Origin of the sequence: Tenacibaculum aquimarinum, assembly GCF_022478115.1 — a bacterium.
GTDB lineage: Bacteria > Bacteroidota > Bacteroidia > Flavobacteriales > Flavobacteriaceae > Polaribacter > Polaribacter aquimarinum_A.
On sequence record NZ_JAKGSC010000005.1, the window covers coordinates 12,492 to 37,046 of the forward strand.

Here is a 24,555-nt window from a genome sequence, read left to right on the forward strand (position 1 = left end):
ATATTTTAATTTTACTCCCAATCTGGCATAAGAGCATCTTGAAACATTTCTTCTGCAGTACTTCCTGCAACAAAAGCTTTAAATATTTTCTTTTCAGAAATACCATCATTAGAGGTATTTACAAAAATTACTTCGGCTTCATTTGGTGAAAATCTTGGATCTAAATCGTTAGTTCCTGATGTCCTTTGAGTTAATACTTCAGTTTCAGTCATAGCTGAAAAATCATATAAATAAATTCTATTATCTAATCTTCTATAATTTGATGATTGAAAATTACTAAAGTCTTTAGTATAAAGTAACTTACTACCATCTACTGAGAAATTTAAACCTCCTAAGGCTCCAATATTAGAAGAAATAATTGTGTCTAATATGTTTCCTGACATATCTATTGTATAAATAAATCCATCATATCCAACAGAATTGTTTGTTCTTAAAGCAACCTTTGTACCATCATTACTCCAATCACATTCAGTAATTAAATGCCCGTTTGTTGTTTGATGTATTAATTGAAGACCACTACCATCTTTATTAATCATATATAATTTATCAAAACTTGGATATATAAATTTATCTCCAGTAGCAGACCAAGAAAAGTCTACTTCATTTAAGTTAAAACTGTTTATTGGAATATTGGATGTTACTTTTGTAACTTCAGAACCATCTGGTTTCATTGTAAAAATATGAGTTTCATTATCAAATGTCTTTAAAAATGCTATAAGATTAACAGTGTTATTTTTTCTTGGTCTCCAAGAATTAGCCCCAGATTCTGTTAATTGCACAGTATTTGTGACATTTCCATCATCGTCCAAACTTGAAGAATAAATTACATTATTTCCATCTTCAATTTTAACATAAGTAAACCTATTTCCTGGATCTTCTTTTACAGAAAAAGTATTGGTTGTACTTAACACTTCTGGATTTATATTATCAGAAGCTGCTACTTGCCAAAAATATTTACCTCCAAATTTTAAATTAGAAACTACATATGTTGTATCTGAAAGGTTTTGAATATTGATAATATCATTATTAAAATCATTTTTAATTTCTAATCTATACTCAATTGCATCTTCATCTACATCAGAAGAAGACCAAATTAACTCCACAGAATTATCTGTATTTACAGTACCATCCGTTGGGGCAATTAATTCTGGAGTTGTTGGTGGATTGTTAAGCGCTGTTGAAATTTCCATTTCAAAGATTATATTAACTGTAGCCCCTGCAGCCAATGAAACTGCTTCAAATGTATTTAAGAAATCTGGTTTTTCTGCTTCTACAGAGTAATCATTAACAGGTACTTCTTCAAAAACAAATTCTCCATTTTCATCTGTAGTAGTTGTATTGTTGGTAGGAGACAATGTAACTTTTACATTTTCTATAGGTTCAAAATCTGATGCTTTTACAACTTTACCCGTAATTGTTCCAAACTCAACTCCACCAATAGTATTATCTTCACTACAATTTATAAATGTCATGAATAATATAAAACTCAAAAATTTTATTAGCTTTTTCATTATATAGTTTTTTTAAAAATAGAAGTTTACACCAGCTCTTACATTGAGTATTTGATCGTTCCGATTCCCTCTAACTAGTAAATCTAAATTATCACCTGAAAGCATGTTATGATCTGCACTTAAAATTATTCCAAACTTATTTGTTACCAAATACTCTAGCCCTAAACCATATTGAAATTTCATTAAAGTTCTATCTAAGTCTCCTGCCGATACAGAACCTATACCTGCATAAAAATATGGTGTAAGTCTATCATAAGGTAAAATGTTATATTCAAAATTTAAGCTAGATGTAAAGAACGATTCATTAAAAATGTTTTCATTATTCAGTTCTGTTCTTCCTAAACCAACTGAAAAAGAGAACTTTGGATTCTTAAGTAAATACTTAAATTTAACGTCAAAACCAGGGCTAAAAGTTGCGTTTGAATAATCTCCGTTTATACGAGACACACCACCTAAAACACTAATTGAGTTTCTAGATCTTCTTTTTTCTTGCTTTCTATTAAACAAGCCTGTTGCGTCCGCTTCTCTTTTCTCTTTTTCGTAATTCTCTTTTATTATATCTATTTCTGGCTGCCCGCCTGAAGGTTTCCAAAGGCCATCAATTACCCCTTCAATAATTAACAATTCTACAGCTTTGTCAATAGCTTCTTTAACAGCTAATTGAGCTGGTTCATTTTTTGTAACTCCTGTTTCTACTTCTAACAATCTTCTTAAATCTACATACCTAAATAAATTAGCTGATATACCTTGTGATAAAATTGTCTTGGAAGCATAAACGTTTTTTAAAATTTTCCCACTATTTGTAGACACTGCTCTTAAATAAACAGTTATTCTATCTTGTCTATATTCATTTGATGCTCCAGCACCAAAATAATGAAGTCCAGAACCACCTGTGATTATATTAGAGTCATAAGAAACAACTCCACCTTCAATTATAGTACCAGCAAATAATAAAGGGTACATTTTTACCTGTTGTTTATTAGTTGCATGCTCTTGGCGCGTACTTCTAATAATTTGACGCTCGTTTAATAAATTTGCAATATTTTCTCTTTCTATTGGTTGAAACCAATTAGATTCCTCTAAAGATTTTAATAAGATTGAAGTTCCTCCTTGTGTAACTGCAGTGCTGAAAGTAGATCCATTTTGAACAGGTTTAAATTGTCCCGTTTGGTCTCTAAATTTATAAACACCAATTATAGTTTTCTTTGTTGGTGTAAAGTTTTTAATGCTAGAAACAGGCGATGTATTTTCTCCTATTCTTGCTTTATTAACATCAAAAGGTTGATTAAAATATGTACCGCAACTTGTAAATAAAAACACAGAAATTACACATACAATTATATTGAAGGATTTTTTCATAAATCTTTTTTTAGTTACCAGGTATTGTTATTTGAGTTTGCTCTCCTGTGGATGTATTTAAAATACTAACACTTAAACCACCAGCTCCTGGAGTTACTTCAACAACCAATGAGCCAAAAACATAGGTTCCAACGGTTAAATCTTCTGAACCAATTTGTTCCTGAAACAAACTTTGTGATAAAGAATTTAATAACTGTCTATTTAAATTATCAGTGAAATTTTCTATTTCTGAAGGTTGCTCAAATTGATTAGCATTTGATTCTTGAAAATCATTTTGGGCATTAGCTAATGTTAAAACCTGTTGATAACTAAAAGCGTCTCCTCCAGATAAAACACTAATTGGTTTATAAACTATATCTTGAGAAAAACAAAAACCGGCAATCCCCAAAAATAAGAGTGTAACTATAAATCTTTTATTCATCATTTTTTTATTTTTTATTACAAATTACTGTTTTTATATAACCTACTACGCCTTTTGTTGTATAAATATATTCTTTTTAAAACAGTCTTTACATTATTTTTTAAATATTCTTCTTCTGGCCTTGAATAAAACTCATGGATTTTTGAGTCACCAACTTCAACATATATTATGCTAGACCTACCCATAGCTGGTTTTTCTTTTATTTTTATAATAAAAGGATATTTTTTTCCTGATAATAAGTAGTCTTGATAGAAGAAATCAAAAAAATCTTTACCCGTTTTTGTAATTGCTTCATCAAGAACAATACCTTTTAAACTAAAATTTATCTCTTGATTTTTTTGGGCATTAGATTGCCTTTTTATTTTTGGAAGTATAAATAATGAGTCTTTTGAAATAAGTTTCTCCTTATACCTAACAAACAAATAAACCTTTAGCTCTTCATCTTCGCTTAGATTAACTTTTATTGTAGAAACTTTTTTTTCCTCTTTAGGGTTTATTATGAATTCACCAGTTTGTTTATTGTTTGAGTAGTTTCCTTCTTTACTTTTTTTTAATGCTAAAAACACATACTTCATCTCATCTCTAATAAGAGGTCCATCGTTATGTATTTGTGCGTCTAAAGTGATAAATCTATCACTTTTTAAAATACTAATTTTACCATATACATCTTCTTCTTGAGCTTCAAGTTTTATAACACTCAAAATAGAAACTAAAAAAAATATGATATAATTTTTCATTTCAGTAAATATATTACTTATAATTTTTAATTACAATATTCTTGAAGTTAGATTTTTGGACAATCTTTAAACCATCCATAAAAGAATTTGTTCCATAAATTTGCAAAGAATTTGCATTACCTTGTTGTAGAACACTAAGGTTTACCGGAGAAGTGTTATTATAATTATTAAAACTATAATAATTTTTATTACCAAGTTGAGTAACAGCCTGGCTTGTTAAATTAGATTGTGAAATATCTGCAACATTATATAACCCTTTTTGATTTAAAACAACTGAATTAACACTATTAGTTGTTTGTATCTGAACAACATCGACTAAATAATTATTACTTGAATTGAACAATATTTCTGGAGTATTTTTATTACTAGAAGTACTTGAAAAATATGAAGGTGTAATCTCTTCTTGAGAAAAAATACTTGTGCAGAAAAACTGAGCTACTAACAAAACTATTATAAGAACATTTCTTTTCATCTGACAAAATTTTTAATTTAATTAAATAAAAAAGCAAGAGAGGAAAGCCTCTCTTGCTTTTAATATACTTAGTATATTATAGTCCAGTTTGGTTAATTGTAGCTGTGTTAGCTCCATATTGAATAACAGAACTTGCATTACCACTATAAACAGCATCTTGAGTAACTGTAGCTGTATTACCACCAAATCCTAATAAGTTAGCTTGCCCAACAAAACTTGTGTTGTTTCCGTAAGCAGAATCTTGAGTAACTGTAGATGTATGATCATCTCCAACTTGGTAAGTAAAAGAACTATTAGCATAAAAACCACCAGCCATAGAAGTTTGAGTTTCTTTAGACTTGTTGTTAGTTCCAAATTGCCAAGCTGTAGCATCGTTATAACTACCAGTTTGTTTTTGAACTGCATTGTTATCAGAACCATCTTGCCAGATATCTGCATAACTACCCGCTACACCATCTGCACCACTCTTTTGAACTTGTTTAGCTGTGTTATCATAACCATCTTGCCAAACGTAAGCAGTATTATTGTCAAAACGTTGCTTTTGCATAGATGAGTTACCTACACCTAGTTGTACAACACTTGCAAAGTTATACTCTGCATATCCAACACCTACATCTTGTACTGCATCGTTAAAGTAACCATCTTGATACACATAACCTGTGTTACTATCACCATGTTGCTTAACCTCAGAACTATTGTAAGCTCCATATTGCTGAACGTCGATCATATTATTATCTCCACCATTTCCGGCTCCATAAATTTTACCATCTTGGTCAGATGTAGAACTATTGTCCCAACCTACTTGCATTACGTTTACATCATTTCCGAAACCGTTTTGGTAAGAATCGTTTGTGTTTTGCGCGAAAAGCGCTCCTGTAGCTAATACCATAGCTAAACTTAATAATTTTTTCATGATAAATAATTTTAAAATACGTTAGTTAAAAATTTGCATAAGGAATACTTTATAATTCACTTAATTATAAAATATAATAATGCTTAATAAAAAATTTAAGGGTAAAATAAAATCAGGGTAAAATGTAATTTATTAAGGTGTAATTTACATTTTCATCAACTCAAATTTAGAGTTGTACTTATAAACTATATAGTTTGCTCGTTTAAACACTGCTAATATATAACTTTTTTTCAAAAAAAAAACACCTGAATAATTAAAACGACAAAATATAATTCAAAAAAAACGCAAAAAGTCAACAAAAACAAGCTATTAAAAGAAATTTAAACTTTATTTATACAGGAAAATATAGGAAAAATACCTATAACCGATAAGTGTATTTCTAATACATTTATAATATTGCTACCTTATTATATTTTTTTTAAAAGTCATATAAAATTATAATATCAGTAAAATAAAGTACTAAAATTAATGATTTGGTAAAAAACACCCAATCTTGTCTTTTTATAAGACAAAAGCTTAAAAAAATTTTATATTTGTAACTAAGTTTTAACACATTACAACAACACATTATGGCAAAAATTAAATTAGAATACATTTGGTTAGATGGATATTATCCAACTCAAAACATGAGAAGCAAAACCAAAGTTGAAGAACATGAAGATTTTAAAGGAACTATAGAAGAATTAGGCCTTTGGTCTTTTGATGGTTCTTCTACAAAGCAAGCTTCTGGAGGAGCATCTGACTGTATTTTAAAACCAGTAGCAATTTACCCAGATCCTACAAGAAGAAATGGTTATTTAGTTATGACTGAAGTAATGAATGCTGATGGAACTCCACATGAATCTAACGCACGTGCTACTATTGAAGATGATGATAATGATTTCTGGTTTGGTTTTGAGCAAGAATACTTTATAATGAATACGAGTACAGACTTACCATTAGGTTTCCCTAGAGGTGGTTATCCAGCTCCACAAGGAATGTACTATTGTTCTGTTGGAGGTAAAAATACACATGGTAGAGATTTAGTTGAAGAACATGCAGATCTTTGTATTGATGCAGGTTTAAACTTTGAAGGAATAAACCAGGAAGTTGCATCCGGACAATGGGAATACCAATTATTTGCAAAAGGCGCTAAGAAAGCTGGTGATGAGATCTGGATATCTAGATATTTATTAGATCGTTTAACTGAAGGTAAAGGAATGTACATTGAGTACCACCCAAAACCATTAGGAAATACAGATTGGAATGGATCTGGAATGCATGCAAACTTTTCTAACACAATCTTAAGAACTTGTGGTTCTAAAGAAAAGTACGCAGAAATTTGTGAAGCTTTCCGTCCTTTAGTAAAAGAACACATTGAAGTTTATGGAGAGCATAACGAACAACGTTTAACGGGTGATCATGAAACTGCTTCTATTAATGAATTTTCTTGGGGAGTTTCAGATAGAGGAGCTTCAATTCGTATTCCAATTATTGCAGTAGAAAAAGGATATAAAGGATGGTTAGAAGACCGTCGTCCATCTTCTAACGGAGATCCATATAAAATTGCAGCAAGAATTATTAAAACGGTTAAGCCGATTAAATAATCTCAAAGCTTTGTATATATAAAAAACGCTAACATTAATTTGTTAGCGTTTTTTTATTCTTAATTTTTAAGTTCTTCTAGCTAATCGTTTGATAAATGAACAACCCATATAAAGAAAGTAAAATAATTCCGTCACGCCAATTTAAACGATATCCTTTCGGAAAAAACACTAATGGTAATATAATGAAGGAAATAGCCAACATCCAATAAATATCATGATCTAACAAACTCATATCTCCTGGATTTACTGTTATTGGAGTAATAATAGAAGTTATCCCTAAAACAGCTAGAATATTAAAGATGTTAGAACCAATTAAGTTTCCTAAAGAAATTGCCTTCTCCTTATTCAACACTGCAATAATAGAAGCTGCCAATTCCGGAACACTTGTTCCAATAGAAACTATAGTAACACCAATTATTGCCTCACTAACACCTAAACCTTTTGCTAATGTTGTTGCTCCATCAACTAGTAATTCTGAACCACCCCAAAGACCAAGTCCTCCTAAAACTAAAAAAAGCACAATTTTATACAAAGGCAACTCTTCATCATCTTCTGGCATCTCATCAACAACAGCTGTTTTTTGAAACTTCAACAAATAGATTAAAAACACAATTAAAAGTGAAACCATTATTATTCCTTCGTATTGCTGAATAGTATTATCAAACGCTATAAATGAATAAAACAATAAGGATGCAAACATCATAACAGGCCAGTCTGTTTGATAAAAGCTTTTTTCAACATTAATTGTAGACAAAATTATAGTTACACCCAAAACCAAAGCAATATTAGCTATGTTAGAACCAATAACATTACCAACGGCTAAACCAGTTGCTCCATCTAAGGCAGATTTTATACTAACTATTAACTCTGGAGCAGATGTTGCAAAAGATACAACCGTCATACCAATAACTATTTTTGGAATATTTAGTTTAAGTGATAAACCAACTGCAGCTTTCAATAAAAAATTTCCTCCAAAAACTAAAAGGACTAATCCAATAATAATATAAGCAATACTCATTTAAATATTTTTTTTTGCGAAGATAGAACTTTGCCTAATTTAATTCTTCGTTTTTTACCTGAAATAGATACAAAAATAACATCATTAAAACTATGACATATATCAGTTTTTATTTTTCTGAAAAGATAGAAACACAAAAAAAGCATCTATTAAAAGACATAAATCCCTTTACTTTTTAAAAAGCACCCAAAAATACCCTTTATTTTATAACACATTAAAACATTATAAATACAATACAGCTTCAAATTAAAATCAAAATATAGACAACTGAATTACATTTTAAAACAATTATTACTTTTTAAGCTTCATATATAAAGTCAAACAAATGAATTGTATTGAAAAAATTTGGTAGTGATTTACAACCCTCATATATTGAGAAGACAATTCTAGAATTATACTAATTTACTAACTTTAATACACTACAAAACTATGTTCACAATTATCATTACACTAACAATTGAAACTATTGAATCCACAATATCTATTATATCTATTTATTTTTAATGTGGGAAATTTGCTAAAAGAAAAAGACTACTAACATCTACACTAATGAGTGAAGCTACAAATGTAGCTTTGCTCCACAAAAGAAAAAAAATGATTATTTTTGGCGTACAACCAAACGTATAATGAAAAAACATTTTTTTAAATTTATAGCAAAATTAAACAAGGCGCTTTTACCTTCTTTTACTAAAAAGAAGTTGGATATAACTAAAGCTTCTAAATTTCAATTAGCAATAATTGGTTGGAAAGCTTTTATAACAATGAATTCTTTAGATTAATTTAAACTACTAATTATGCAAGAACACGTTAAAATTTTTACAGGAATGCCTATAATTGCTAGCAGATTAAAAACAATTTTAGAGCAGGCAGAAATACCAACAATACTAAAAGATGAAGCAGAATCGGGTAGATTAGCAGGCTTTGGTTCTCATTCTTTATCTGCTCAATTGTTTATTCTAAATACAGATTTAGAAAAGGCAAAACCAATAATTGAAACTTATAAAAAAGAAATTGAAGAATAGTCTTTTTAATTTCTAAAAACATCTTATATTTGCAACCGCAAAAAGGCCATGTGGCGCAACTGAATAGCGCACTTGATTACGGCTCAAGAGGTTCTAGGTTTGAATCCTAGCATGGTCACAAGAAAAACCCTATCAAAATTAATTGATAGGGTTTTTTATTTCTTCTCCTTTTTACTTATTTCACCACATTATATTTTTTTGTTTTATGACAAAAGTCATTTTTAAAACAGTTTTATCAATTTATTTTTGATTAAAATTTAAAAATTATGATGTTACAGAATTTACCTTTAGTTTCTTGGGGAAACGGTGTTTTTATGATTGCTGTTTTTGCAATTGTATGTGTTCTTTTAATTGCAGCAGTATTAGTTTTAGTACTTGGCGGTAAAAATAAAGAAGATATTAATTAATGACAACCAACTGTAGCTTCTAAAGTTTTAGTTAATACTGGCTCTAAAGGCGATACGTATGGAATTCCTAAACCCAAACCTCGTAATACAAATAAAACTCCAACAAAGACAACTACAAAAGGTATTGCTTTCTGAATTTTTTGTCTCCAATACACATTAGAAAAATTACCAAAATAGGCTACAATTGTCATTAAAGGAACAGTTCCTAACCCGAAAAGAAACATATACAAACTTCCCTTAAAAGCATTACCTGTAGCTAAAGCTCCAAAAAGTGCCATATACACCAATCCGCAGGGAAGAAATCCGTTTAAAAATCCGATAGTAAAAAAAGTGTCATTTTCTTTTTTTGCTAACTCTTTTCCTAATTTACTTTTTATTTTCATCAGTTTTCTTTGAATAAAATCAAAAGATTTAAACCGATTAAACACTTTTGGAAGCAATATGAATAAAATCATTAAAACACCAACAACTATGGAGATAACCTGCTGAAATCCGAAGAAATAAAACCCTTTACCTAACACTCCAAAAAGCAAACCGATTAAACTATAAGTAAAAAGCCTACCTAAATGATAACTAGCAACTTGTAGAAATTGTTTAAACTTATTTCTTCTATTTAATGGTAGCATAAATGCTATTGGTCCGCACATACCAATACAGTGAAAACTACCTAATAAACCAAATATAAGTGCCGTTGCTAACATTAATAAATTAATTCTTCTTTAAATAAAAAATCTTTATCTTTAATTTTCCATTTTACAATAATGTTCCAACGACCATCTAATAAACGATCCTCAGGCACGAGCAAATATGTGTTAGAAAATGAAATAGGTATTTCAAAATCTAACTGTTTATTAGACGGTCTATATAGGAACACTTTTCCTTTAATTTCTTCAGAAGAAAAATCTTTTGGAAAATAAATTCGTAAACCTTCAATAGTTCTTTTTATTGTTACTTTTTCTTTTAATTCTGCTGCATTATTTGCAGCATCTATTTCTTGTTGATATACCAACTCTTTTTGATAGTATTTTTCTGAAACTAAATCGTAACTATATTTTTTATTGCTACTCATTTTTATTACAAAAAAAAGTATAAACCCCATAAAAGCTATAATTGCAATTACTATTCCTGTCCCCCAATTTACTTTCATATTTTTTTATTTAATGTAAAATCGTTATTTAGTTAAGAGATTTCACCTAAAGTAGAAATGACAAATCTTCTTTTCACAATACCTCTATTTTACTGCAAACAATCTACTGCTAAACTATTAACTTACTTATAACTTCTTGGTCCTAAAAAATTGGTTGTTGTAGTTTCAATTAATTTATCTCCACTAAAAACCCCTATTTTAAGTTGTTCTTTATCTTTTTTTAATGCTGATGCATTTATTTCTATAAACAATGTTCCCTCTGCTAAACCTTGTTTTGGAACTTCGAAGTTTGTGTGTGTTACAAGTTCAATTTTTCCTTGATGAGACATTAATTTATATTGAACGTTTTCAATTTTTTTTGTTGTTTTATTTACCACTTTATAGGTATAAACATTACTTATAACATTGCCTTCTTTATGTTGATATAATTGTCCTGGCAATCTTAAAATACTAGCTTCAACATCATTCCTTAAAAATAACATTCCTACTAAAAATCCTATTAAAATAAGTAATACTGAAGAATATCCTTTAATTCTTGGTGTAAGTTTAAAGGGTGTTTTCTTTTCAATATTTTCTTCACTTGCATACCTAATTAATCCTTTTGGGTAACCAACTTTTTCCATTATATGATCACACTCATCAATACAAGCTGTGCAATTTACACACTCTAACTGTGTTCCGTTTCTAATATCTATTCCTGTGGGACAAACAACAACACATTGTTTACAATCTATACAATCTCCTTTTCCAACTTCTTTTCTATCTTCATTCTTCTTGAATTTTGCTCTTCCCTTCTCGCCTTCACCACGTTTATAATCGTAAGCAACATTTATTGTTTTATTATCTAATAAAACGCCTTGCAACCTTCCATAAGGACAAGCTATTATACAAACTTGCTCTCTAAACCAAGCAAAAATAAAATAGAAAACACAAGTGAAAATTAGCAATGAAATTAGCGTACTTGTATTATCTAGCGGATTACCTGTTATATATTCAATAACAGTGTCTCCACCGATTAAATAAGCCAAAAACACATTTGCGATAATAAATGAAATGATAAAAAAGATAATCCATTTAGTAACTCTTTTTCTGATTTTTTCAGCATTCCAAGCTTGCTTCTCTAAACGAATTTGTTTTCCTCTATCGCCATCAATCCAGTATTCTATTTTTCTAAAAACCATTTCTAGAAAAATGGTTTGTGGACAAATCCATCCGCAAAAAATCCTACCAAAAACCACTGTAAAGAGAATTACAAACACCACTCCAATAATCATAGAGATTACTAGTAAATGGAAATCTTGTGGCCAAAACGGGAAGCCAAAAATATTAAACTTACGCTCTAAAACATTAAAGAGCAAAAACTGATTCCCATTAATTTTTACAAAAGGTGCAGCCAGGAGAAAAGCAAGTAAAAAATAACTTACAGTAGTTCTATATTTATAAAACCTTCCGCTCGGTTTTTTAGGATATACCCAAGAACGTTTACCTTGCTCATCAACAGTACCTATACTATCTCTAAAATATTCATTCTCGGGTGTTTCCATAATTAACTACTAAAAACTCTCTTTCACTATTATTTTAATTCTTCTTCTTTCCAAACCTCTCCTTGAGGTGCTTTTGCTTTTGCAGGTATTGTACCTTGTAAAGACAACACATAACTTGCAACTTTTTGCACATCAATTGGTTTTAATATTTTTTTCCAAGCAACCATACCTTTTCCATCTCTACCGCCATTAGAAACAGTTGCAAATACATTTTTAATTCCACCACCTAAAATCCAGTTTTCATCGGTTAAGTTTGGCCCAATAGAACCTCCTCCATCTGCCATATGACAAGAAGCACAGTTTAAATTAAACACCGCTTTACCTCTACTTAAATCGGATGCTTCAGTTAATAATGTTACATTTTCTAAGTCTATAATATCCGGTGAAGATTTTTTGAATTTATTAATTTCAGCTTGTGCTTGTGCTACCGCTTTTTCATATTCAACAATTTGATTATCTCCGTCTAAAACTTCAAAACGAATTAAATACACAATAGCAAAAACTATTGAAGCATAGAACATATATTTCCACCATGGTGGAAGCGAGTTGTCTAATTCTCTAATTCCATCATAATTATGATCTAAAGCAATTTCCCCTTCTTGTTCTATCGGTTTAGAGTTTGTCCAACGTTGAATAATAGCTTTTATAGCTGCCCATGGATCAACTTTCTCTGGAACAACTCCATCTTTTTCCATTTGAAGTTTTTCTGCTTTTTGTATTGCAGTTACTGCTAAAATTTCTTTGAATACAACTACTAATCCAAAAAACAAAATAAGGACCCAAACCAATGGATTTTCAAGGAAATTGTATGGTTCTTTATACGCTTTTGTTACCTCGACTAATAGAAATGGCATCGAAAAAACAAAAATAAAAGACACTATTGATTGTATATATTTTTTCATTTTAAATTCTTTTTAATCGTTTAACGGTAATTGACTTACTTTATTTATATACTCTTTTTTAGCAGTAAAAACCCACCAAAACAAGACTACAAAAAAGGTAAAGAATATGATTAAAGATATTATTGGATAAATTTCTATTCCAATTATACTTTCCATGTGTTTTTTTACAAATTTCAACATAGTTTTAGTTTTTAGAAGTTAGTTTGTCTTGAACATCTTTTAGCTTAATATCTACACCTAACCTTTGTAAGTAAGCTATAACCGCCACAATTTCTCTGTCTTTCATTTCAATAAAATCCTGCCCATTTTCTTGTGCATATTTTTTATCAGCTTCATACGTTTTTGCAAAGTCTGGATCTTGATGTAAGTTCTCTTCAATTTTTATTCCTTGAGCGTCCATATTTGCTTGTGCATTGGCTATTTCTTCCTCTGTATAAGGAACACCTAAGCTTACCATAACTTTTAACTTATCTTCAGTTCCTGTTTTATCTAGCTCATTTTTTAATAACCATTGATAAGAAGGCATAATTGATCCTGGAGAGGTACTTTGTGGATCATACATGTGATTTAAGTGCCAACTGTCTGAATATTTACCTCCAATTCTATGTAAATCTGGCCCTGTTCTTTTTGATCCCCATAAAAATGGATGATCGTACACAAATTCTCCCGCTTTAGAATATTCTCCGTATCGTTCTACTTCACTTCTAAACGGACGAACCATTTGAGAGTGACAACCTACACAACCTTCTCTTATGTAAATATCTCTTCCTTCTAATTCTAAAGGTGTATAAGGTTTTACAGTACTAATTGTTGGAATATTTGATTTTATTAACAATGTTGGAATTATTTGTACAGCACCACCAATTAAGATTGCAATAGTTGCAAATATTGTTAATTTAATAGGCTTTCTTTCTAACCAAGTGTGCCATGCTTCTCCTGATGTTCTATGCTTAGAAACTTTTTCTAAAGCTTGTGCTTCTGCCAATTCATCTGTAACATCACTACCTGATCTAACAGTTCTTACAACATTATACAGCATTACAAAAGCTCCAATAATAAACATACTTCCTCCTATAGCACGCATCCAATACATTGGTATAATTTCATTTACAGTTTCTAAAAAGTTACCGTAAGTTAATGTACCATCTGGATTAAATTGTTTCCACATAGATGCTTGCACAAAACCTGCAACATACATTGGTAAAGCGTACATTATAATACCTAAAGTTCCTATCCAAAAGTGAAAGTTTGCTAACGCTGTAGAATATAATTTTGTTTTAAATAATCTTGGTATCATCCAGTATAACATACCAAAAGTTAAGAAACCGTTCCAAGCTAAAGCTCCAACGTGAACGTGTGCTATAATCCAATCAGAAAAATGTGCAATTGCATTTACATTTTTTAGCGATAACATTGGTCCTTCAAAAGTTGCCATACCATAACCAGTAATTGCTACAACCATAAACTTTAAAACCGGATCTGTACGTACTTTATCCCAAGCTCCACGAAGCGTTAAAAGACCGTTTATCATTCCACCCCAAGAAGGCGCTAATAACATTATAGAAAATGCTACTCCTAAATTTTGAGCCCATTCTGGTAAAGATGTATATAATAAGTGATGTGGTCCTGCCCAGATGTATATAAAAATTAAAGACCAAAAGTGTACAATTGATAATTTATATGAATACACAGGTCTATTAGCTGCTTTAGGAACAAAATAATACATCAGCCCTAAAAAAGGTGTGGTTAAGAAAAATGCCACAGCATTATGTCCGTACCACCATTGCACCAATGCATCTTGTACACCTGCATACACAGAATATGATTTTAAAAAACTAACTGGTAATGCTAAACTGTTAAAAATATGTAAGACAGCAACGGTAACAAAAGTTCCTAAATAGAACCAAATAGCAACATATAAATGGCGTTGTCTTCTTTGTAAGATTGTCCAAATCATGTTTGCTCCAAAAGCTACCCAAACTAAAGCGATAGCAATATCTATTGGCCATTCTAATTCAGCATATTCTTTAGAAGTAGAATATCCTAAAGGTAATGTTATTGCAGCAGCAACAATAATTAATTGCCAACCCCAAAAATTAAAATTACTTAAAAAGTTACTTGCCATTCTTGCTTTTAACAAACGCTGCAATGAGTAATAAACTCCTGCATAAATAGCATTTCCTACAAAGGCAAAAATTACTGCATTTGTATGTAGTGGTCTTAAACGCCCAAAACTTAGCCAAGAAATTCCGCTAGTTACATTGGGAAATAAGAACATAAAAGCAAGAAGTAAACCTACGCTAAAACCTACAATTCCCCAAAGTAGAGTAGCGTAGATAAACTTCTTAACGATTTTATTATCGTAATAAAATTGTTGCATTTCCATAATTAATTTAATGTTTAGTTTTTGTTAGTTCTTCTGGTTGTTCTTTAACCAATTCATCTTCAAACAACATACGTACAGATGGCGTGTACGAATCATCGTACTGTCCATTTTTTACTGAATAAATAAATGCGATAAAGAATACAATTGCCACTAGAATACTTAGTGAAAGTAGTAGGTATATTACGCTCATATCTTGCCTGATAAATTATACCTCAAAAATAATACTGATTGATTTCTTAAAATATGATATTTGTCATGTTTAGATTTTCTTTTAAAAAATTAAACCGTCATGGAAAATAATTGTGTTTTAGGCTTATTATCTAATAAACGGACATCAAAAGCCATACATATATTCCTTACAAATGGCCTTGCTTTTTCCGGAATTGATAAAGATTTTGACGCTAAATCTATTGCAACCAAACCATCTTCTTCCATTTCTTTTAACAATGACAAATGTGTTTCAATAGTATTTATTTTCATAGTTTCTTCTTCCCACGAAGTGGAAAAATGACACATCATATTTAAAATATGTTTTCTTATAATTACATCTTCTTCCGTTAAAACATGCCCTCTAAAAACTGGGATTTCTCCTTCATTTACTAATTCTTGATATTCCTTTACCGTTTTTACATTTTGCGCAAATCCATACCAAGAATCGGAAATTGCAGACATTCCCAAACCAATCATTAATTGCGTTTTATTGGCCGTATAACCCATAAAGTTTCTATGCAGTGTTTTCTTGATGGTTGCTTTATACAAACTATCTGTTTTTAAAGCAAAATGATCCATACCAATTTCTTCATAACCTAATTCAGCAAAAAGCTCTTTACCTACTTCATAAAGTTCCCTTTTCTCATCGTTTTTTGGTAAATCTTCTTCATTAAAACCACGTTGACCAACACCTTTTACCCATGGAACATGAGCATAGCTATAAAAAGAGATTCGGTCTGGCTGCAATTCTTTTGTTTTGTTGATGCTCTGAATTACGTTTTCTTTGGTTTGATGTGGTAATCCAAAAATTAAATCGTGACTTACAGATGTATATCCAATTTCTCTAGACCATTTAGTAACTTTTGCTACGGCTTCAAAAGGTTGAACTCTATGAATTGCTTTTTGTACTTTTTCATTATAATCTTGCACTCCAAAACTTACTCTTGTAAAACCACAATTATAAAGTGTCTGTAACTGTTCTTTTGTAGTATTGTTTGGATGTCCTTCAAAACTAAACTCAGATTCTGGGTGTTTTTCTGCGAATTTAAAAATCCCATCTAGTAAATATTTTAAATTTTCTTTGGAGAAAAAAGTAGGTGTTCCTCCTCCTAAATGCAATTCTTTAATAATTGGTTTTTCATCAACTAAAGCAACATATAATTTCCATTCCTTTAAAACAGTTTCAATATATTCCTCTTCTACTTCATGACGTTTTGTAATGTGTTTATGGCATGCACAAAACGTACATAAACTCTCACAAAATGGCAAGTGAATGTAAACGCTAATTCCTTCTTCAGAATTACTTTCTGAAAAAGATTTTTTAAAAGTTTCTATCCATTTTCCTTTTGAAAAAGTGTTGTTATCCCAATAAGGAACTGTTGGATAACTTGTATATCTTGGTCCTGGAATATTGTATTTTTGTATGAGAGAATTCTTCATCTTTTACTTTATTTTTTTACTTATTAAATTTGTAGCAATAGTTGTAAACACAACTATACTTATAGAACTCAAAGGCATTAAAATTGCGGCAATAACGGGCTTTAATTGCCCTGTAATTGCAAAATACAAACCAATGATATTGTAGATAAAAGACAAAGCAAAACTCCATTTTACAATTGAGATTCCAGATTTTGCGATTGAAATATATTTTTCTAAGAGATGTAATTTTGAAGCATCTAAAATAGCATCGCAAGCAGGCGAAAACACATTTACATTTTCTGCAATTGCAATACCAACATTACTTTGTGCTAACGCGCCAGCATCATTTAAACCGTCGCCAACCATTACAACTTTTGCACCTTCAGTTTGATGATATTTGATATATTCTAACTTATCTTCTGGCTTTTGATTAAAAATCAGCTTTGTTTTTGCAGGAAGTAATTTTTCCAAATTCTCTTTTTCACTGTCATTATCGCCAGAAAGAATAACCAAATTATAGTGTTGCTTTAACTTATTAAACAATTTTGAAACCCCTTTTCTGTAGCTATTATAAAAAGTGAATTTTCCTTTGTATGTATTATCTGTACTAATATGTACAGCAGTGTTTAACTCTTTTTCTTCGATAGCATTATTAACCAATTTAGCAGAACCTACCTTAATATTTTTATTCTGATAACTAGCCTCAATTCCTTTTCCAACATATTCTTCATAAGAATCTAAAGTGATAATATCATTTTTATCTAACAAATTATACAAAGCTCTACTTAATGGATGATTTGAACCTCGAAGTGTATTTTTTAACAATATTTCTTCAGGTTCAGAAAGTGAATCTCCTTCGTATTTTATTGTATTCTTTTTGTTTGAAGTTAAGGTTCCTGTTTTATCAAAAACCAAGGTATCTATTGCTGCTAATTGCTCTAAAACATCCGTGTTTTTTACATAGAATTTTTGCTTCCCTAAAATGCGTAATAAATTACCAAATGCAAATGGAGCTGCCAGTGCAATTGCACACGGACAAGCAATAATTAGTATAGCTGTAAAAACATTTAATGCTTTACTTGCATCAAAAAACAACCAAAAAACTAAGGATATAATTGCTATTGATAAAACTGTTACTGTAAAATTCTTACTTATTGAATTAGTAAGTGTTTTAAAATTAGATTTATGCTCTTTTTTAAAAACATCATTACTCCATAATTGTGTTAAATAACTTTGCTCTACTGATGTTAAAGCCTCTAACTCTATGGCTCCAGCAACTTGCTTTCCACCTGCAAAAAGTTTGTCTCCAGATTGTTTTCTTATAGTCTTAGATTCACCTGTTACAAAACTGTAATCAATTTGTGCATTTCCGTTTATTAGAATTCCATCAACAGGAATTAACTCTTGGTTCCTTATTAATAATCGATCTCCTTTTTTTACATCGTAAATCTGTATATTTTCTTCTTTTTTATCTGAAGAAACTCTGGTAACAGCAATTGGGAAATACGATTTATAATCGCGCTCAAAAGACAAAAAATTATATGTTTTTTGTTGAAAAAACTTACCCAAGAGTAAAAAGAAAACCAAACCGGTTAAACTATCGAAAAAACCGGTTCCTAAATCGAATATTATTTCTACAGAACTTCGTATAAATAAAACTGAAACTCCTAACGCAATTGGAACATCAATATTTAAAATTTTTGCTTTTAAACCTTTATATGCTGAAATAAAATAATCTTGTGCAGAATAAAAAACTACAGGTAATGAAAAGAAAAACATTAACCAACGAAAAACATTCTTATACTGATCTAACCAAAAGCCAGAAACTTCAAAATATTCTGGAAAAGATAAGAACATAACATTTCCGAAGGCAAAACCTGCAATACCTAATTTATAAATTAGACTTCTATCTACTTTCTTTTTACCAACTTCATAATCTTCTAAACTTATATAAGGTTCATAACCAATTGAACTCAATAAAAACACAATCTCTTTAAGAGTTGTTTTTTCAGCATTAAAAGTAATTCTAACCGTTTTCTTAGGGAAATTTACTTGAGAAGAGCTTATGTTTTCTTGTAGTTTATGTAGATTTTCTAGCACCCAAATACAAGAACTACAATGTATATGCGGAATGTATAAGTTTACAATTTGAATATTAGAATCGCTAAATTCTAGTAATTTTGCTACAATAGCTTTATTTTCTAGAAAATCATATTTTCCAGCAATTTCTTCTGGAATTGCTCCAGGATTGTTTTGAAAATCATAGTAACAAGTTAAATCGTTTTCAGAAAAAATTTCAAAAACAGTTTTACAACCATTGCAGCAGAAAAACTTCTCTTTAATAGCTATATTCTTTGAATCGCACTCATTACCACAATGAAAACACGTTATGTCTTTCATATTTACTCGTTTGCCTGGTACAAATTTCCAATAAGAAATCAATTTAAAATATGATATTTATCAGCTTTTAATTATCTTTGAGTTCCACACTAATAAGTCTTTCGATGAGTAACTGTAACCAATGTATTGTTCGTCAATTTAACTCGCTTAAAACGCTAACCAAAGATGAGTTGGTTAGAATTTCTAGCTGTAAGACTACTACTATAATTAAAAAAGGTGAAGTTTTATTTAATGAAGGTGAGCATATTAATGGTGTTTTCTGTATTAAAGATGGGATTTGCAAGGTTTCTAAAATGAGTGATAATGGGAGAGAGCAAATTATTAATTTAATTAAAAAGGGTGATTTATTAGGAGAAAGAAGTTTAATTAATGCTGAAGTTTCCAACCTTAAAGCCACTGCTGTTAATGATATGGAAGTTTGTTTTATTCCTAAAGAAGAGATAATAACCGACTTACAAAAGAATCCAAATTTTACTATGGATATTTTAAAAAACATGGCGTTATCTCTTAAAAATGCAGATAATGTTATTGTAGACATGGCGCAAAAAACAGTTAAACAAAGACTTGCGCTAACACTTACCTATTTAGATAAAAAGTTTCCTAAGAAAGAAAATAATGCAATTGATATTAATTTATCTAGAGAAGATATAGCTAATATTATTGGTACTGCAACAGAAAGTGCAATTCGATTACTGTCTGAATTTAAAAAGAAAAAATACATACAGTTAACGGGTAAAGATATTTTTATTCTTGACTTAAATGGTTTAACCAAAGAATCTCAAGGATTTTAGTTAATTATACAAATAGAAAAACCCCAAGCAAATGCTTGAGGTCTTTCGTCTAACCAAACTTAGTATAAAACTAACTACTACTATCTTTAATGCACTTTGCAGTGCTACAATTTCTAAATTAAACTTCTCATTTCTGAGTGTCTTTCTTTCGAAAAACTAAGAGGTAAAACGTACTCTGAGAAGCTTTAATTATCAGGGACTAATTCTTAAGGGAACTATATCTTCTAAATTTTACTATGAACTTAACTAATTCTATAAATATAACTAACTTATCTACACTCTTATGACACACAATTATTTGATAGGTCACATTGAGAACAAAAAAAATCTCAAAAAAAAGATTTTTTTGAGATTTTAATATAAATATTGTTTAATTTTTAAACGATGTTCTGGTAAAGACTTATCATAATTTTCTACCAACAATTGTAGTATTTCCGGAGGTTTCTGCCCTATTTCTTTTTTGCCAACATATTTAGAAACGTATAAATTATAATGTTCTAAATTATTTTTAATATTTTTTTCGAAAATTAAAAAATGTTCGGTATTTAATTCTGTATACGCAATTTCATTCCCTGAAAAAGCACCTGATTTATCTATAAAAAAAGTAGAAAAATCATAATATCTAAAAACATTTTCCATAATCTAAACTAATTCTGCAGATAAACCTAATTGTAATAATTTAGAACAACGAGGCTCTAAATCTTTAAACTCACCCGTTTTTACAGTACATTTTCCTTTGTAATGTACCAAAGTTGCACATTGTTCTGCTTGCACTAAAGTGTGCTCACAAACATCCATTAAAGAATCTATAACATGATCAAATGTATTTACATCATCATTATGTAATACAATTTGATGTTGATTTACCTCTTTCTCTAGTACATCAACTTCTTCTTGCGTTTCCTCTTTTGCGCTAGACTTTGTTATTTTTATATGAATATTAATTTTCTTCATACTTAATTAATTATTTGCTTAGGTATTTTAAAGCAACCCAATTATTACGTTCTATTGTTTTTGCTAAAGATAAACCATATTTAGAAACTTCTGCATCTATTGTAGAAATATCCTCTTTATAAAACCCGCTTAACAATAAAACTCCATCTTTATTTAGACAATCTGTATACGTTTTCATGTCGTTTAATAAAATATTTCTGTTAATATTTGCGATAATTACATCGTATTTTTTATTAACTAACAAAGAACTATCTCCTTCAAAAACCGATATGTGTTTACGATTATTACGCGCTACATTTTCTACAGAATTTTCATAACACCAGTTATCAATATCAATTGCATCAATAGGTTGTGCTCCTTTCATTTCAGCAAAAATTGCTAGAATTCCAGTTCCGCAACCCATGTCTAATGTTTTTTTATTTTCAACATCCAAATCAATTAAATGCTGAATCATCATGTGAGTTGTTTCATGATGACCTGTACCAAAACTCATTTTTGGTTCTATAACAATATCGTATTTTAAATTTGGATTTTCATGAAATGGTGCACGAACACTAACTAAATTATCAACCTCAATTGGTTGAAAATTCTTTTCCCATTCTGCATTCCAATTAGTTTGCGCAACTTCTACTTTAGTGTATTCAATGTTAAATTCTTCAGAAGAAAGAATAAAAATTGATTCTAAAATTGTTGAATTCCATTCATTTTTTTGAACATAAGCAGTAACACCTTCTTCCGTTTCAACAAAACTTTCAAAACCAACGTTTCCTAATTCTGCAATTAAAATTTCTACTCCAGGCTCTTTTGGAGAAACTGAAAAATTGTACTCTATATAAATATTATCCATAAAATTGTATTCAAAAAAAATGCATCAAGATTTTTAAAATCTCGATGCAAATTTATTAGTTTTCTTTAGAAGTATTACAAATTAACTACTTTTAAATTGCTTTAATAATTGCTGTAAAATCTTCAGCCTTTAAAGCTGCTCCACCAATTAAACCACCATCTACATCTGGTTTAGAAAAAATTTCTTCAGCATTTGCTGGTTTTACGCTTCCTCCGTATAAAATAGAGACAGCTAAAGCTGTATTTTGATTGTATTTTTCTGCTAATACTTTTCTAATAAAAGCATGCATTTCTTGTGCTTGTTCTGGACTAGCAGTTTCTCCTGTTCCAATTGCCCATACAGGTTCGTATGCTAAAACAATGTTTTTAAAAGCAGCTGCTTCTAAATGAAAAAGTGCATTTTTTAGTTGACTTTCTACTACTTTAAAATGGTTTCCTGATTTTCTATCTTCTAATTGCTCTCCAAAACAAAAGATAATTTCTAAGTTATTTGAAAGTGCTGCATTTACTTTTTTAGCAAGAATATTATCTGTTTCTCCAAATAAAGACCTTCTTTCTGAATGCCCTAAAATAACAGTTTTTACACCAATACTTTTTAACATTTCAGCTGAAATTTCTCCAGTAAAAGCACCACTTTTTGATTGATGCATGTTTTGAGCAACAACTTCAATTTGAGTTTTCTTTGTTCTTTTTAATGCTGAAGATAAATTTACAAATGTTGGAGCTACAATAACTCTTGTATTTTTTAAAGGTAAATTTTTAATACTCTTTTTAAGATCCTTTAATAACGATTTTGTAGCATCTTTATCGTTATTCATTTTCCAGTTTCCTGCAACTATTTTTGCTCTCATAAATCTGTTTTATTGATGTAAAATTATATCTGTAAAGTTACAAAAGAATAGTAAAAATTGTTGCAAAAAAAATTAGAAGTTACTAAAACGTTGTAATTACTTTAAGGCTTCTGTAATTCTTTTATCTGTAGCTTTAGTAGCTTTAAATAAAGAAATATTTCCAACCTCATCAACTACCACATAACGTGGAATCCAACTAGCATTTAAGAAATCTACAAAATCGCCATCTTTCATCCCTTTAGGCAAATTATAATGTTCTCCTTTAATATTAAATCGTTTAACACCGTTTTTCCAAGAGTTACTCTTTTTATCAACCGAAAGAAATAAGAATACTACTTCCGGAAATTCTTTTTGTAGTTGTTTTACAGTTGGTAAACCTTTTACACAATCTGCACACCAAGACGCCCAAACATCTATCAATACTTTTTTTCCTTTGTATTGATTAATTACTTCTTTAAAAGTTTGTGTTGTGCCGTCTAAAGAATAGAGAATATCATTATTTGCTTTTTCTGAAAATTGCGTTGGAGTTTCGAAATTACAACTTGCAAAAACAAGTGTGATTAATAGGATAAGTTTCTTCATTTAATTCAATCTAATTCTTGGATCTAGCCAGCTATAAATAACATCAACCAGAATATTAATTATTATAAACAATGTGGCAATTACCAAAACACTCCCCATAATTACAGGTAAATCTAAGGTATTTAACGCGTTCACAATTTCTTTTCCTAAACCATTCCAGTTAAAAATATATTCAACAAAAACAGCTCCAGCTAACATGGATGCAAACCAACCAGAAATTGCAGTAACAACAGGATTTAACGCATTTTTAAGCGCGTGTTTTTTTACCACTTGATACATGGTTAGTCCTTTTGCTTTTGCAGTTCTTACATAATCTTGATTCAATATTTCTAATAAAGAATTTCGCATTAATTGAATAACTACAGCCAACGGTCTAATTCCTAAAACAACTGCTGGTAAAATCAAGTTTTTCCACTGAATATAACTTCCTTCACCAAAATTATCTACTTCATATAAACTTCCTGTCATTTCTAAATTGGTGTATTTGTGTAAGACAAATCCGAAGAACCAAGCAAACAGTATTGCCGAGAAAAAAGACGGAACGCTCATTCCCAAAGTACTTATAACAGCTATAACTCTATCGAAAACAGTATCTTTATACAAGGCGGAAAATACGCCTAAAATTATTCCGAAAAAGATAGCAATAACAATTGCAAAAACAGCTAAAACTGCTGTATTAGGTAAGGTTTCTGAAATGACTGATGAAACACTTTTTCCGTTTTTTTGAAATGATTCTCGTAAATAAGGGTATTTTAAAACCACATTTGTAGTTCCTGCTGAAAATAGTTGTTGATGCGTATATTTTCCTTCAGATAAAAAAGTGTAATTTTCTTTGTCTTTACTATGAAAAGAAAGCGGAGAAACATCATTTAAATAATATAAATATTGTGTAAAAACAGGTTTATCGAAACCATACTTTTTTCTGATGTTCTCTAACTGCGCTGTGTCTTCTCTTTGTCCCATCAACATTCTTGCAGGATCTCCTGGTAAAATATTAAACAAAAAGAAAATAACGGTTACCACACCAAAAAGTGTTAAAAATCCGTAGAAAATTTTATTAAAAAGGTAACGTATCAT

Annotated in this window: 27 protein-coding genes and 1 tRNA gene; 6 read left to right on the forward strand and 22 right to left on the reverse strand. The window is 29.9% G+C overall.

Features of this window, described 5'->3' with window-relative positions; genetic code table 11:
• Positions 1–11: 11 nt before the first annotated feature.
• The 6 genes from L1S33_RS10465 to L1S33_RS10490 all read right to left on the reverse strand — a co-directional run bounded on the left by L1S33_RS10465 (position 12) and on the right by L1S33_RS10490 (position 5,413).
• Complete coding sequence (locus L1S33_RS10465; RefSeq protein ID WP_240562287.1) at positions 12–1,511, reverse strand: carboxypeptidase regulatory-like domain-containing protein; 1,500 nt, start codon at positions 1,509–1,511, stop codon at positions 12–14.
• A 12-nt stretch (positions 1,512–1,523) separates the two neighbouring features.
• Positions 1,524–2,870, reverse strand: coding sequence for a CsgG/HfaB family protein (locus L1S33_RS10470; protein WP_240562288.1), 1,347 nt, complete (start codon positions 2,868–2,870; stop codon positions 1,524–1,526).
• A gap of 10 nt (positions 2,871–2,880) precedes the next feature.
• On the reverse strand, positions 2,881–3,294 hold the full coding sequence (locus L1S33_RS10475) for a curli assembly protein CsgF (protein WP_240562289.1): 414 nt from the start codon (positions 3,292–3,294) through the stop codon (positions 2,881–2,883).
• Positions 3,295–3,308: 14 nt separating this feature from the next.
• Positions 3,309–4,028, reverse strand: coding sequence for a curli production assembly/transport protein CsgE (locus L1S33_RS10480; protein ID WP_240562290.1), 720 nt, complete (start codon positions 4,026–4,028; stop codon positions 3,309–3,311).
• Between the two features lie 13 nt (positions 4,029–4,041).
• The gene (locus L1S33_RS10485; protein ID WP_240562291.1) at positions 4,042–4,500 is read right to left on the reverse strand and encodes a hypothetical protein; all 459 of its coding nucleotides are present in this window, start codon (positions 4,498–4,500) and stop codon (positions 4,042–4,044) included.
• Positions 4,501–4,576: 76 nt separating this feature from the next.
• Positions 4,577–5,413, reverse strand: coding sequence for a hypothetical protein (locus tag L1S33_RS10490; protein WP_240562292.1), 837 nt, complete (start codon positions 5,411–5,413; stop codon positions 4,577–4,579).
• A 569-nt stretch (positions 5,414–5,982) separates the two neighbouring features.
• On the opposite strand from L1S33_RS10490, the gene L1S33_RS10495 reads away from it, so the two are divergent.
• A complete protein-coding gene (locus tag L1S33_RS10495) occupies positions 5,983–6,999 on the forward strand; it encodes a glutamine synthetase beta-grasp domain-containing protein (RefSeq protein WP_240562293.1) in 1,017 nt (338 codons plus the stop codon).
• Positions 7,000–7,075: 76 nt separating this feature from the next.
• Here L1S33_RS10495 and L1S33_RS10500 read toward each other — a convergent pair whose 3' ends face one another.
• Positions 7,076–8,017 carry a calcium/sodium antiporter gene (locus L1S33_RS10500; RefSeq protein WP_240562294.1) on the reverse strand — a complete coding sequence of 314 codons (942 nt, stop codon included), beginning with the start codon at positions 8,015–8,017 and terminating at the stop codon, positions 7,076–7,078.
• Between the two features lie 626 nt (positions 8,018–8,643).
• On the opposite strand from L1S33_RS10500, the gene L1S33_RS10505 reads away from it, so the two are divergent.
• The 4 genes from L1S33_RS10505 to L1S33_RS10520 all read left to right on the forward strand — a co-directional run bounded on the left by L1S33_RS10505 (position 8,644) and on the right by L1S33_RS10520 (position 9,446).
• Positions 8,644–8,796 (forward strand): SsrA-binding protein, encoded by a 153-nt coding sequence (locus L1S33_RS10505; protein ID WP_240551743.1) that lies wholly within the window; start codon positions 8,644–8,646, stop codon positions 8,794–8,796.
• A 15-nt stretch (positions 8,797–8,811) separates the two neighbouring features.
• Complete coding sequence (locus L1S33_RS10510; protein WP_083426193.1) at positions 8,812–9,039, forward strand: putative signal transducing protein; 228 nt, start codon at positions 8,812–8,814, stop codon at positions 9,037–9,039.
• A 44-nt stretch (positions 9,040–9,083) separates the two neighbouring features.
• Positions 9,084–9,157: transfer RNA gene (locus L1S33_RS10515), tRNA-Arg, on the forward strand.
• Positions 9,158–9,305: 148 nt separating this feature from the next.
• Positions 9,306–9,446 (forward strand): hypothetical protein, encoded by a 141-nt coding sequence (locus tag L1S33_RS10520; protein ID WP_204218314.1) that lies wholly within the window; start codon positions 9,306–9,308, stop codon positions 9,444–9,446.
• Here L1S33_RS10520 and L1S33_RS10525 read toward each other — a convergent pair.
• The 9 genes from L1S33_RS10525 to L1S33_RS10565 form a co-directional block, all read right to left on the reverse strand.
• Positions 9,443–10,147, reverse strand: a complete 705-nt coding sequence (locus L1S33_RS10525) for a sulfite exporter TauE/SafE family protein (protein WP_240562295.1) — start codon at positions 10,145–10,147, stop codon at positions 9,443–9,445. The genes L1S33_RS10520 and L1S33_RS10525 overlap by 4 nt on opposite strands.
• Entirely contained in the window at positions 10,147–10,593 is a 447-nt protein-coding gene (locus tag L1S33_RS10530; protein ID WP_240551657.1) for a FixH family protein, read from the reverse strand. Before L1S33_RS10530 ends, L1S33_RS10525 begins: the two co-directional genes overlap by 1 nt.
• Positions 10,594–10,715: 122 nt before the next feature.
• Entirely contained in the window at positions 10,716–12,137 is a 1,422-nt protein-coding gene (gene ccoG / locus L1S33_RS10535; protein ID WP_240562296.1) for a cytochrome c oxidase accessory protein CcoG, read from the reverse strand.
• Positions 12,138–12,166: 29 nt separating this feature from the next.
• Positions 12,167–13,039 carry a cbb3-type cytochrome c oxidase N-terminal domain-containing protein gene (locus L1S33_RS10540; RefSeq protein WP_240562297.1) on the reverse strand — a complete coding sequence of 291 codons (873 nt, stop codon included), beginning with the start codon at positions 13,037–13,039 and terminating at the stop codon, positions 12,167–12,169.
• 12 nt (positions 13,040–13,051) lie between these two features.
• Positions 13,052–13,219, reverse strand: coding sequence for a cytochrome C oxidase subunit IV (locus tag L1S33_RS10545; protein WP_072555422.1), 168 nt, complete (start codon positions 13,217–13,219; stop codon positions 13,052–13,054).
• A 4-nt stretch (positions 13,220–13,223) separates the two neighbouring features.
• On the reverse strand, positions 13,224–15,425 hold the full coding sequence (gene ccoN / locus L1S33_RS10550) for a cytochrome-c oxidase, cbb3-type subunit I (protein WP_240562298.1): 2,202 nt from the start codon (positions 15,423–15,425) through the stop codon (positions 13,224–13,226).
• A 7-nt stretch (positions 15,426–15,432) separates the two neighbouring features.
• The gene (ccoS, locus tag L1S33_RS10555) at positions 15,433–15,615 is read right to left on the reverse strand and encodes a cbb3-type cytochrome oxidase assembly protein CcoS (protein ID WP_072555424.1); all 183 of its coding nucleotides are present in this window, start codon (positions 15,613–15,615) and stop codon (positions 15,433–15,435) included.
• Positions 15,616–15,704: 89 nt separating this feature from the next.
• Entirely contained in the window at positions 15,705–17,075 is a 1,371-nt protein-coding gene (gene hemN / locus L1S33_RS10560) for an oxygen-independent coproporphyrinogen III oxidase (protein WP_240562299.1), read from the reverse strand.
• Between the two features lie 3 nt (positions 17,076–17,078).
• Complete coding sequence (locus L1S33_RS10565) at positions 17,079–19,454, reverse strand: heavy metal translocating P-type ATPase (protein WP_240562300.1); 2,376 nt, start codon at positions 19,452–19,454, stop codon at positions 17,079–17,081.
• A 104-nt stretch (positions 19,455–19,558) separates the two neighbouring features.
• Between L1S33_RS10565 and L1S33_RS10570 the strand changes: the two genes are divergently transcribed.
• Complete coding sequence (locus tag L1S33_RS10570; RefSeq protein ID WP_240551652.1) at positions 19,559–20,245, forward strand: Crp/Fnr family transcriptional regulator; 687 nt, start codon at positions 19,559–19,561, stop codon at positions 20,243–20,245.
• Positions 20,246–20,599: 354 nt separating this feature from the next.
• Here the strand turns inward: L1S33_RS10570 and L1S33_RS10575 are convergent, their stop codons facing one another.
• The 6 genes from L1S33_RS10575 to L1S33_RS10600 all read right to left on the reverse strand — a co-directional run bounded on the left by L1S33_RS10575 (position 20,600) and on the right by L1S33_RS10600 (position 24,555).
• Complete coding sequence (locus L1S33_RS10575) at positions 20,600–20,884, reverse strand: hypothetical protein (RefSeq protein WP_240551651.1); 285 nt, start codon at positions 20,882–20,884, stop codon at positions 20,600–20,602.
• A 3-nt stretch (positions 20,885–20,887) separates the two neighbouring features.
• Positions 20,888–21,199, reverse strand: a complete 312-nt coding sequence (locus tag L1S33_RS10580) for an ATP-dependent Clp protease adaptor ClpS (RefSeq protein WP_240562301.1) — start codon at positions 21,197–21,199, stop codon at positions 20,888–20,890.
• 10 nt (positions 21,200–21,209) lie between these two features.
• A complete protein-coding gene (prmA, locus tag L1S33_RS10585; RefSeq protein ID WP_240551649.1) occupies positions 21,210–22,046 on the reverse strand; it encodes a 50S ribosomal protein L11 methyltransferase in 837 nt (278 codons plus the stop codon).
• Between the two features lie 91 nt (positions 22,047–22,137).
• On the reverse strand, positions 22,138–22,896 hold the full coding sequence (gene tpiA / locus L1S33_RS10590) for a triose-phosphate isomerase (RefSeq protein WP_240562302.1): 759 nt from the start codon (positions 22,894–22,896) through the stop codon (positions 22,138–22,140).
• Between the two features lie 96 nt (positions 22,897–22,992).
• Complete coding sequence (locus tag L1S33_RS10595; protein ID WP_240551647.1) at positions 22,993–23,478, reverse strand: TlpA family protein disulfide reductase; 486 nt, start codon at positions 23,476–23,478, stop codon at positions 22,993–22,995.
• A complete protein-coding gene (locus tag L1S33_RS10600) occupies positions 23,479–24,555 on the reverse strand; it encodes an ABC transporter permease (protein ID WP_240562358.1) in 1,077 nt (358 codons plus the stop codon).

Coding starts and splice junctions, on each gene's coding strand:
- L1S33_RS10465 (WP_240562287.1), bottom strand. CDS start 1,511: ATGAAAAAGCTAATAAAATTTTTGAGTTTTATATTATTCATGACATTT.
- L1S33_RS10470 (WP_240562288.1), bottom strand. CDS start 2,870: ATGAAAAAATCCTTCAATATAATTGTATGTGTAATTTCTGTGTTTTTA.
- L1S33_RS10475 (WP_240562289.1), bottom strand. CDS start 3,294: ATGATGAATAAAAGATTTATAGTTACACTCTTATTTTTGGGGATTGCC.
- L1S33_RS10480 (WP_240562290.1), bottom strand. CDS start 4,028: ATGAAAAATTATATCATATTTTTTTTAGTTTCTATTTTGAGTGTTATA.
- L1S33_RS10485 (WP_240562291.1), bottom strand. CDS start 4,500: ATGAAAAGAAATGTTCTTATAATAGTTTTGTTAGTAGCTCAGTTTTTC.
- L1S33_RS10490 (WP_240562292.1), bottom strand. CDS start 5,413: ATGAAAAAATTATTAAGTTTAGCTATGGTATTAGCTACAGGAGCGCTT.
- L1S33_RS10495 (WP_240562293.1), top strand. CDS start 5,983: ATGGCAAAAATTAAATTAGAATACATTTGGTTAGATGGATATTATCCA.
- L1S33_RS10500 (WP_240562294.1), bottom strand. CDS start 8,017: ATGAGTATTGCTTATATTATTATTGGATTAGTCCTTTTAGTTTTTGGA.
- L1S33_RS10505 (WP_240551743.1), top strand. CDS start 8,644: ATGAAAAAACATTTTTTTAAATTTATAGCAAAATTAAACAAGGCGCTT.
- L1S33_RS10510 (WP_083426193.1), top strand. CDS start 8,812: ATGCAAGAACACGTTAAAATTTTTACAGGAATGCCTATAATTGCTAGC.
- L1S33_RS10520 (WP_204218314.1), top strand. CDS start 9,306: ATGATGTTACAGAATTTACCTTTAGTTTCTTGGGGAAACGGTGTTTTT.
- L1S33_RS10525 (WP_240562295.1), bottom strand. CDS start 10,147: ATGTTAGCAACGGCACTTATATTTGGTTTATTAGGTAGTTTTCACTGT.
- L1S33_RS10530 (WP_240551657.1), bottom strand. CDS start 10,593: ATGAAAGTAAATTGGGGGACAGGAATAGTAATTGCAATTATAGCTTTT.
- ccoG (WP_240562296.1), bottom strand. CDS start 12,137: ATGGAAACACCCGAGAATGAATATTTTAGAGATAGTATAGGTACTGTT.
- L1S33_RS10540 (WP_240562297.1), bottom strand. CDS start 13,039: ATGAAAAAATATATACAATCAATAGTGTCTTTTATTTTTGTTTTTTCG.
- L1S33_RS10545 (WP_072555422.1), bottom strand. CDS start 13,219: ATGTTGAAATTTGTAAAAAAACACATGGAAAGTATAATTGGAATAGAA.
- ccoN (WP_240562298.1), bottom strand. CDS start 15,425: ATGGAAATGCAACAATTTTATTACGATAATAAAATCGTTAAGAAGTTT.
- ccoS (WP_072555424.1), bottom strand. CDS start 15,615: ATGAGCGTAATATACCTACTACTTTCACTAAGTATTCTAGTGGCAATT.
- hemN (WP_240562299.1), bottom strand. CDS start 17,075: ATGAAGAATTCTCTCATACAAAAATACAATATTCCAGGACCAAGATAT.
- L1S33_RS10565 (WP_240562300.1), bottom strand. CDS start 19,454: ATGAAAGACATAACGTGTTTTCATTGTGGTAATGAGTGCGATTCAAAG.
- L1S33_RS10570 (WP_240551652.1), top strand. CDS start 19,559: ATGAGTAACTGTAACCAATGTATTGTTCGTCAATTTAACTCGCTTAAA.
- L1S33_RS10575 (WP_240551651.1), bottom strand. CDS start 20,884: ATGGAAAATGTTTTTAGATATTATGATTTTTCTACTTTTTTTATAGAT.
- L1S33_RS10580 (WP_240562301.1), bottom strand. CDS start 21,199: ATGAAGAAAATTAATATTCATATAAAAATAACAAAGTCTAGCGCAAAA.
- prmA (WP_240551649.1), bottom strand. CDS start 22,046: ATGGATAATATTTATATAGAGTACAATTTTTCAGTTTCTCCAAAAGAG.
- tpiA (WP_240562302.1), bottom strand. CDS start 22,896: ATGAGAGCAAAAATAGTTGCAGGAAACTGGAAAATGAATAACGATAAA.
- L1S33_RS10595 (WP_240551647.1), bottom strand. CDS start 23,478: ATGAAGAAACTTATCCTATTAATCACACTTGTTTTTGCAAGTTGTAAT.
- L1S33_RS10600 (WP_240562358.1), bottom strand. CDS start 24,555: ATGATACGTTACCTTTTTAATAAAATTTTCTACGGATTTTTAACACTT.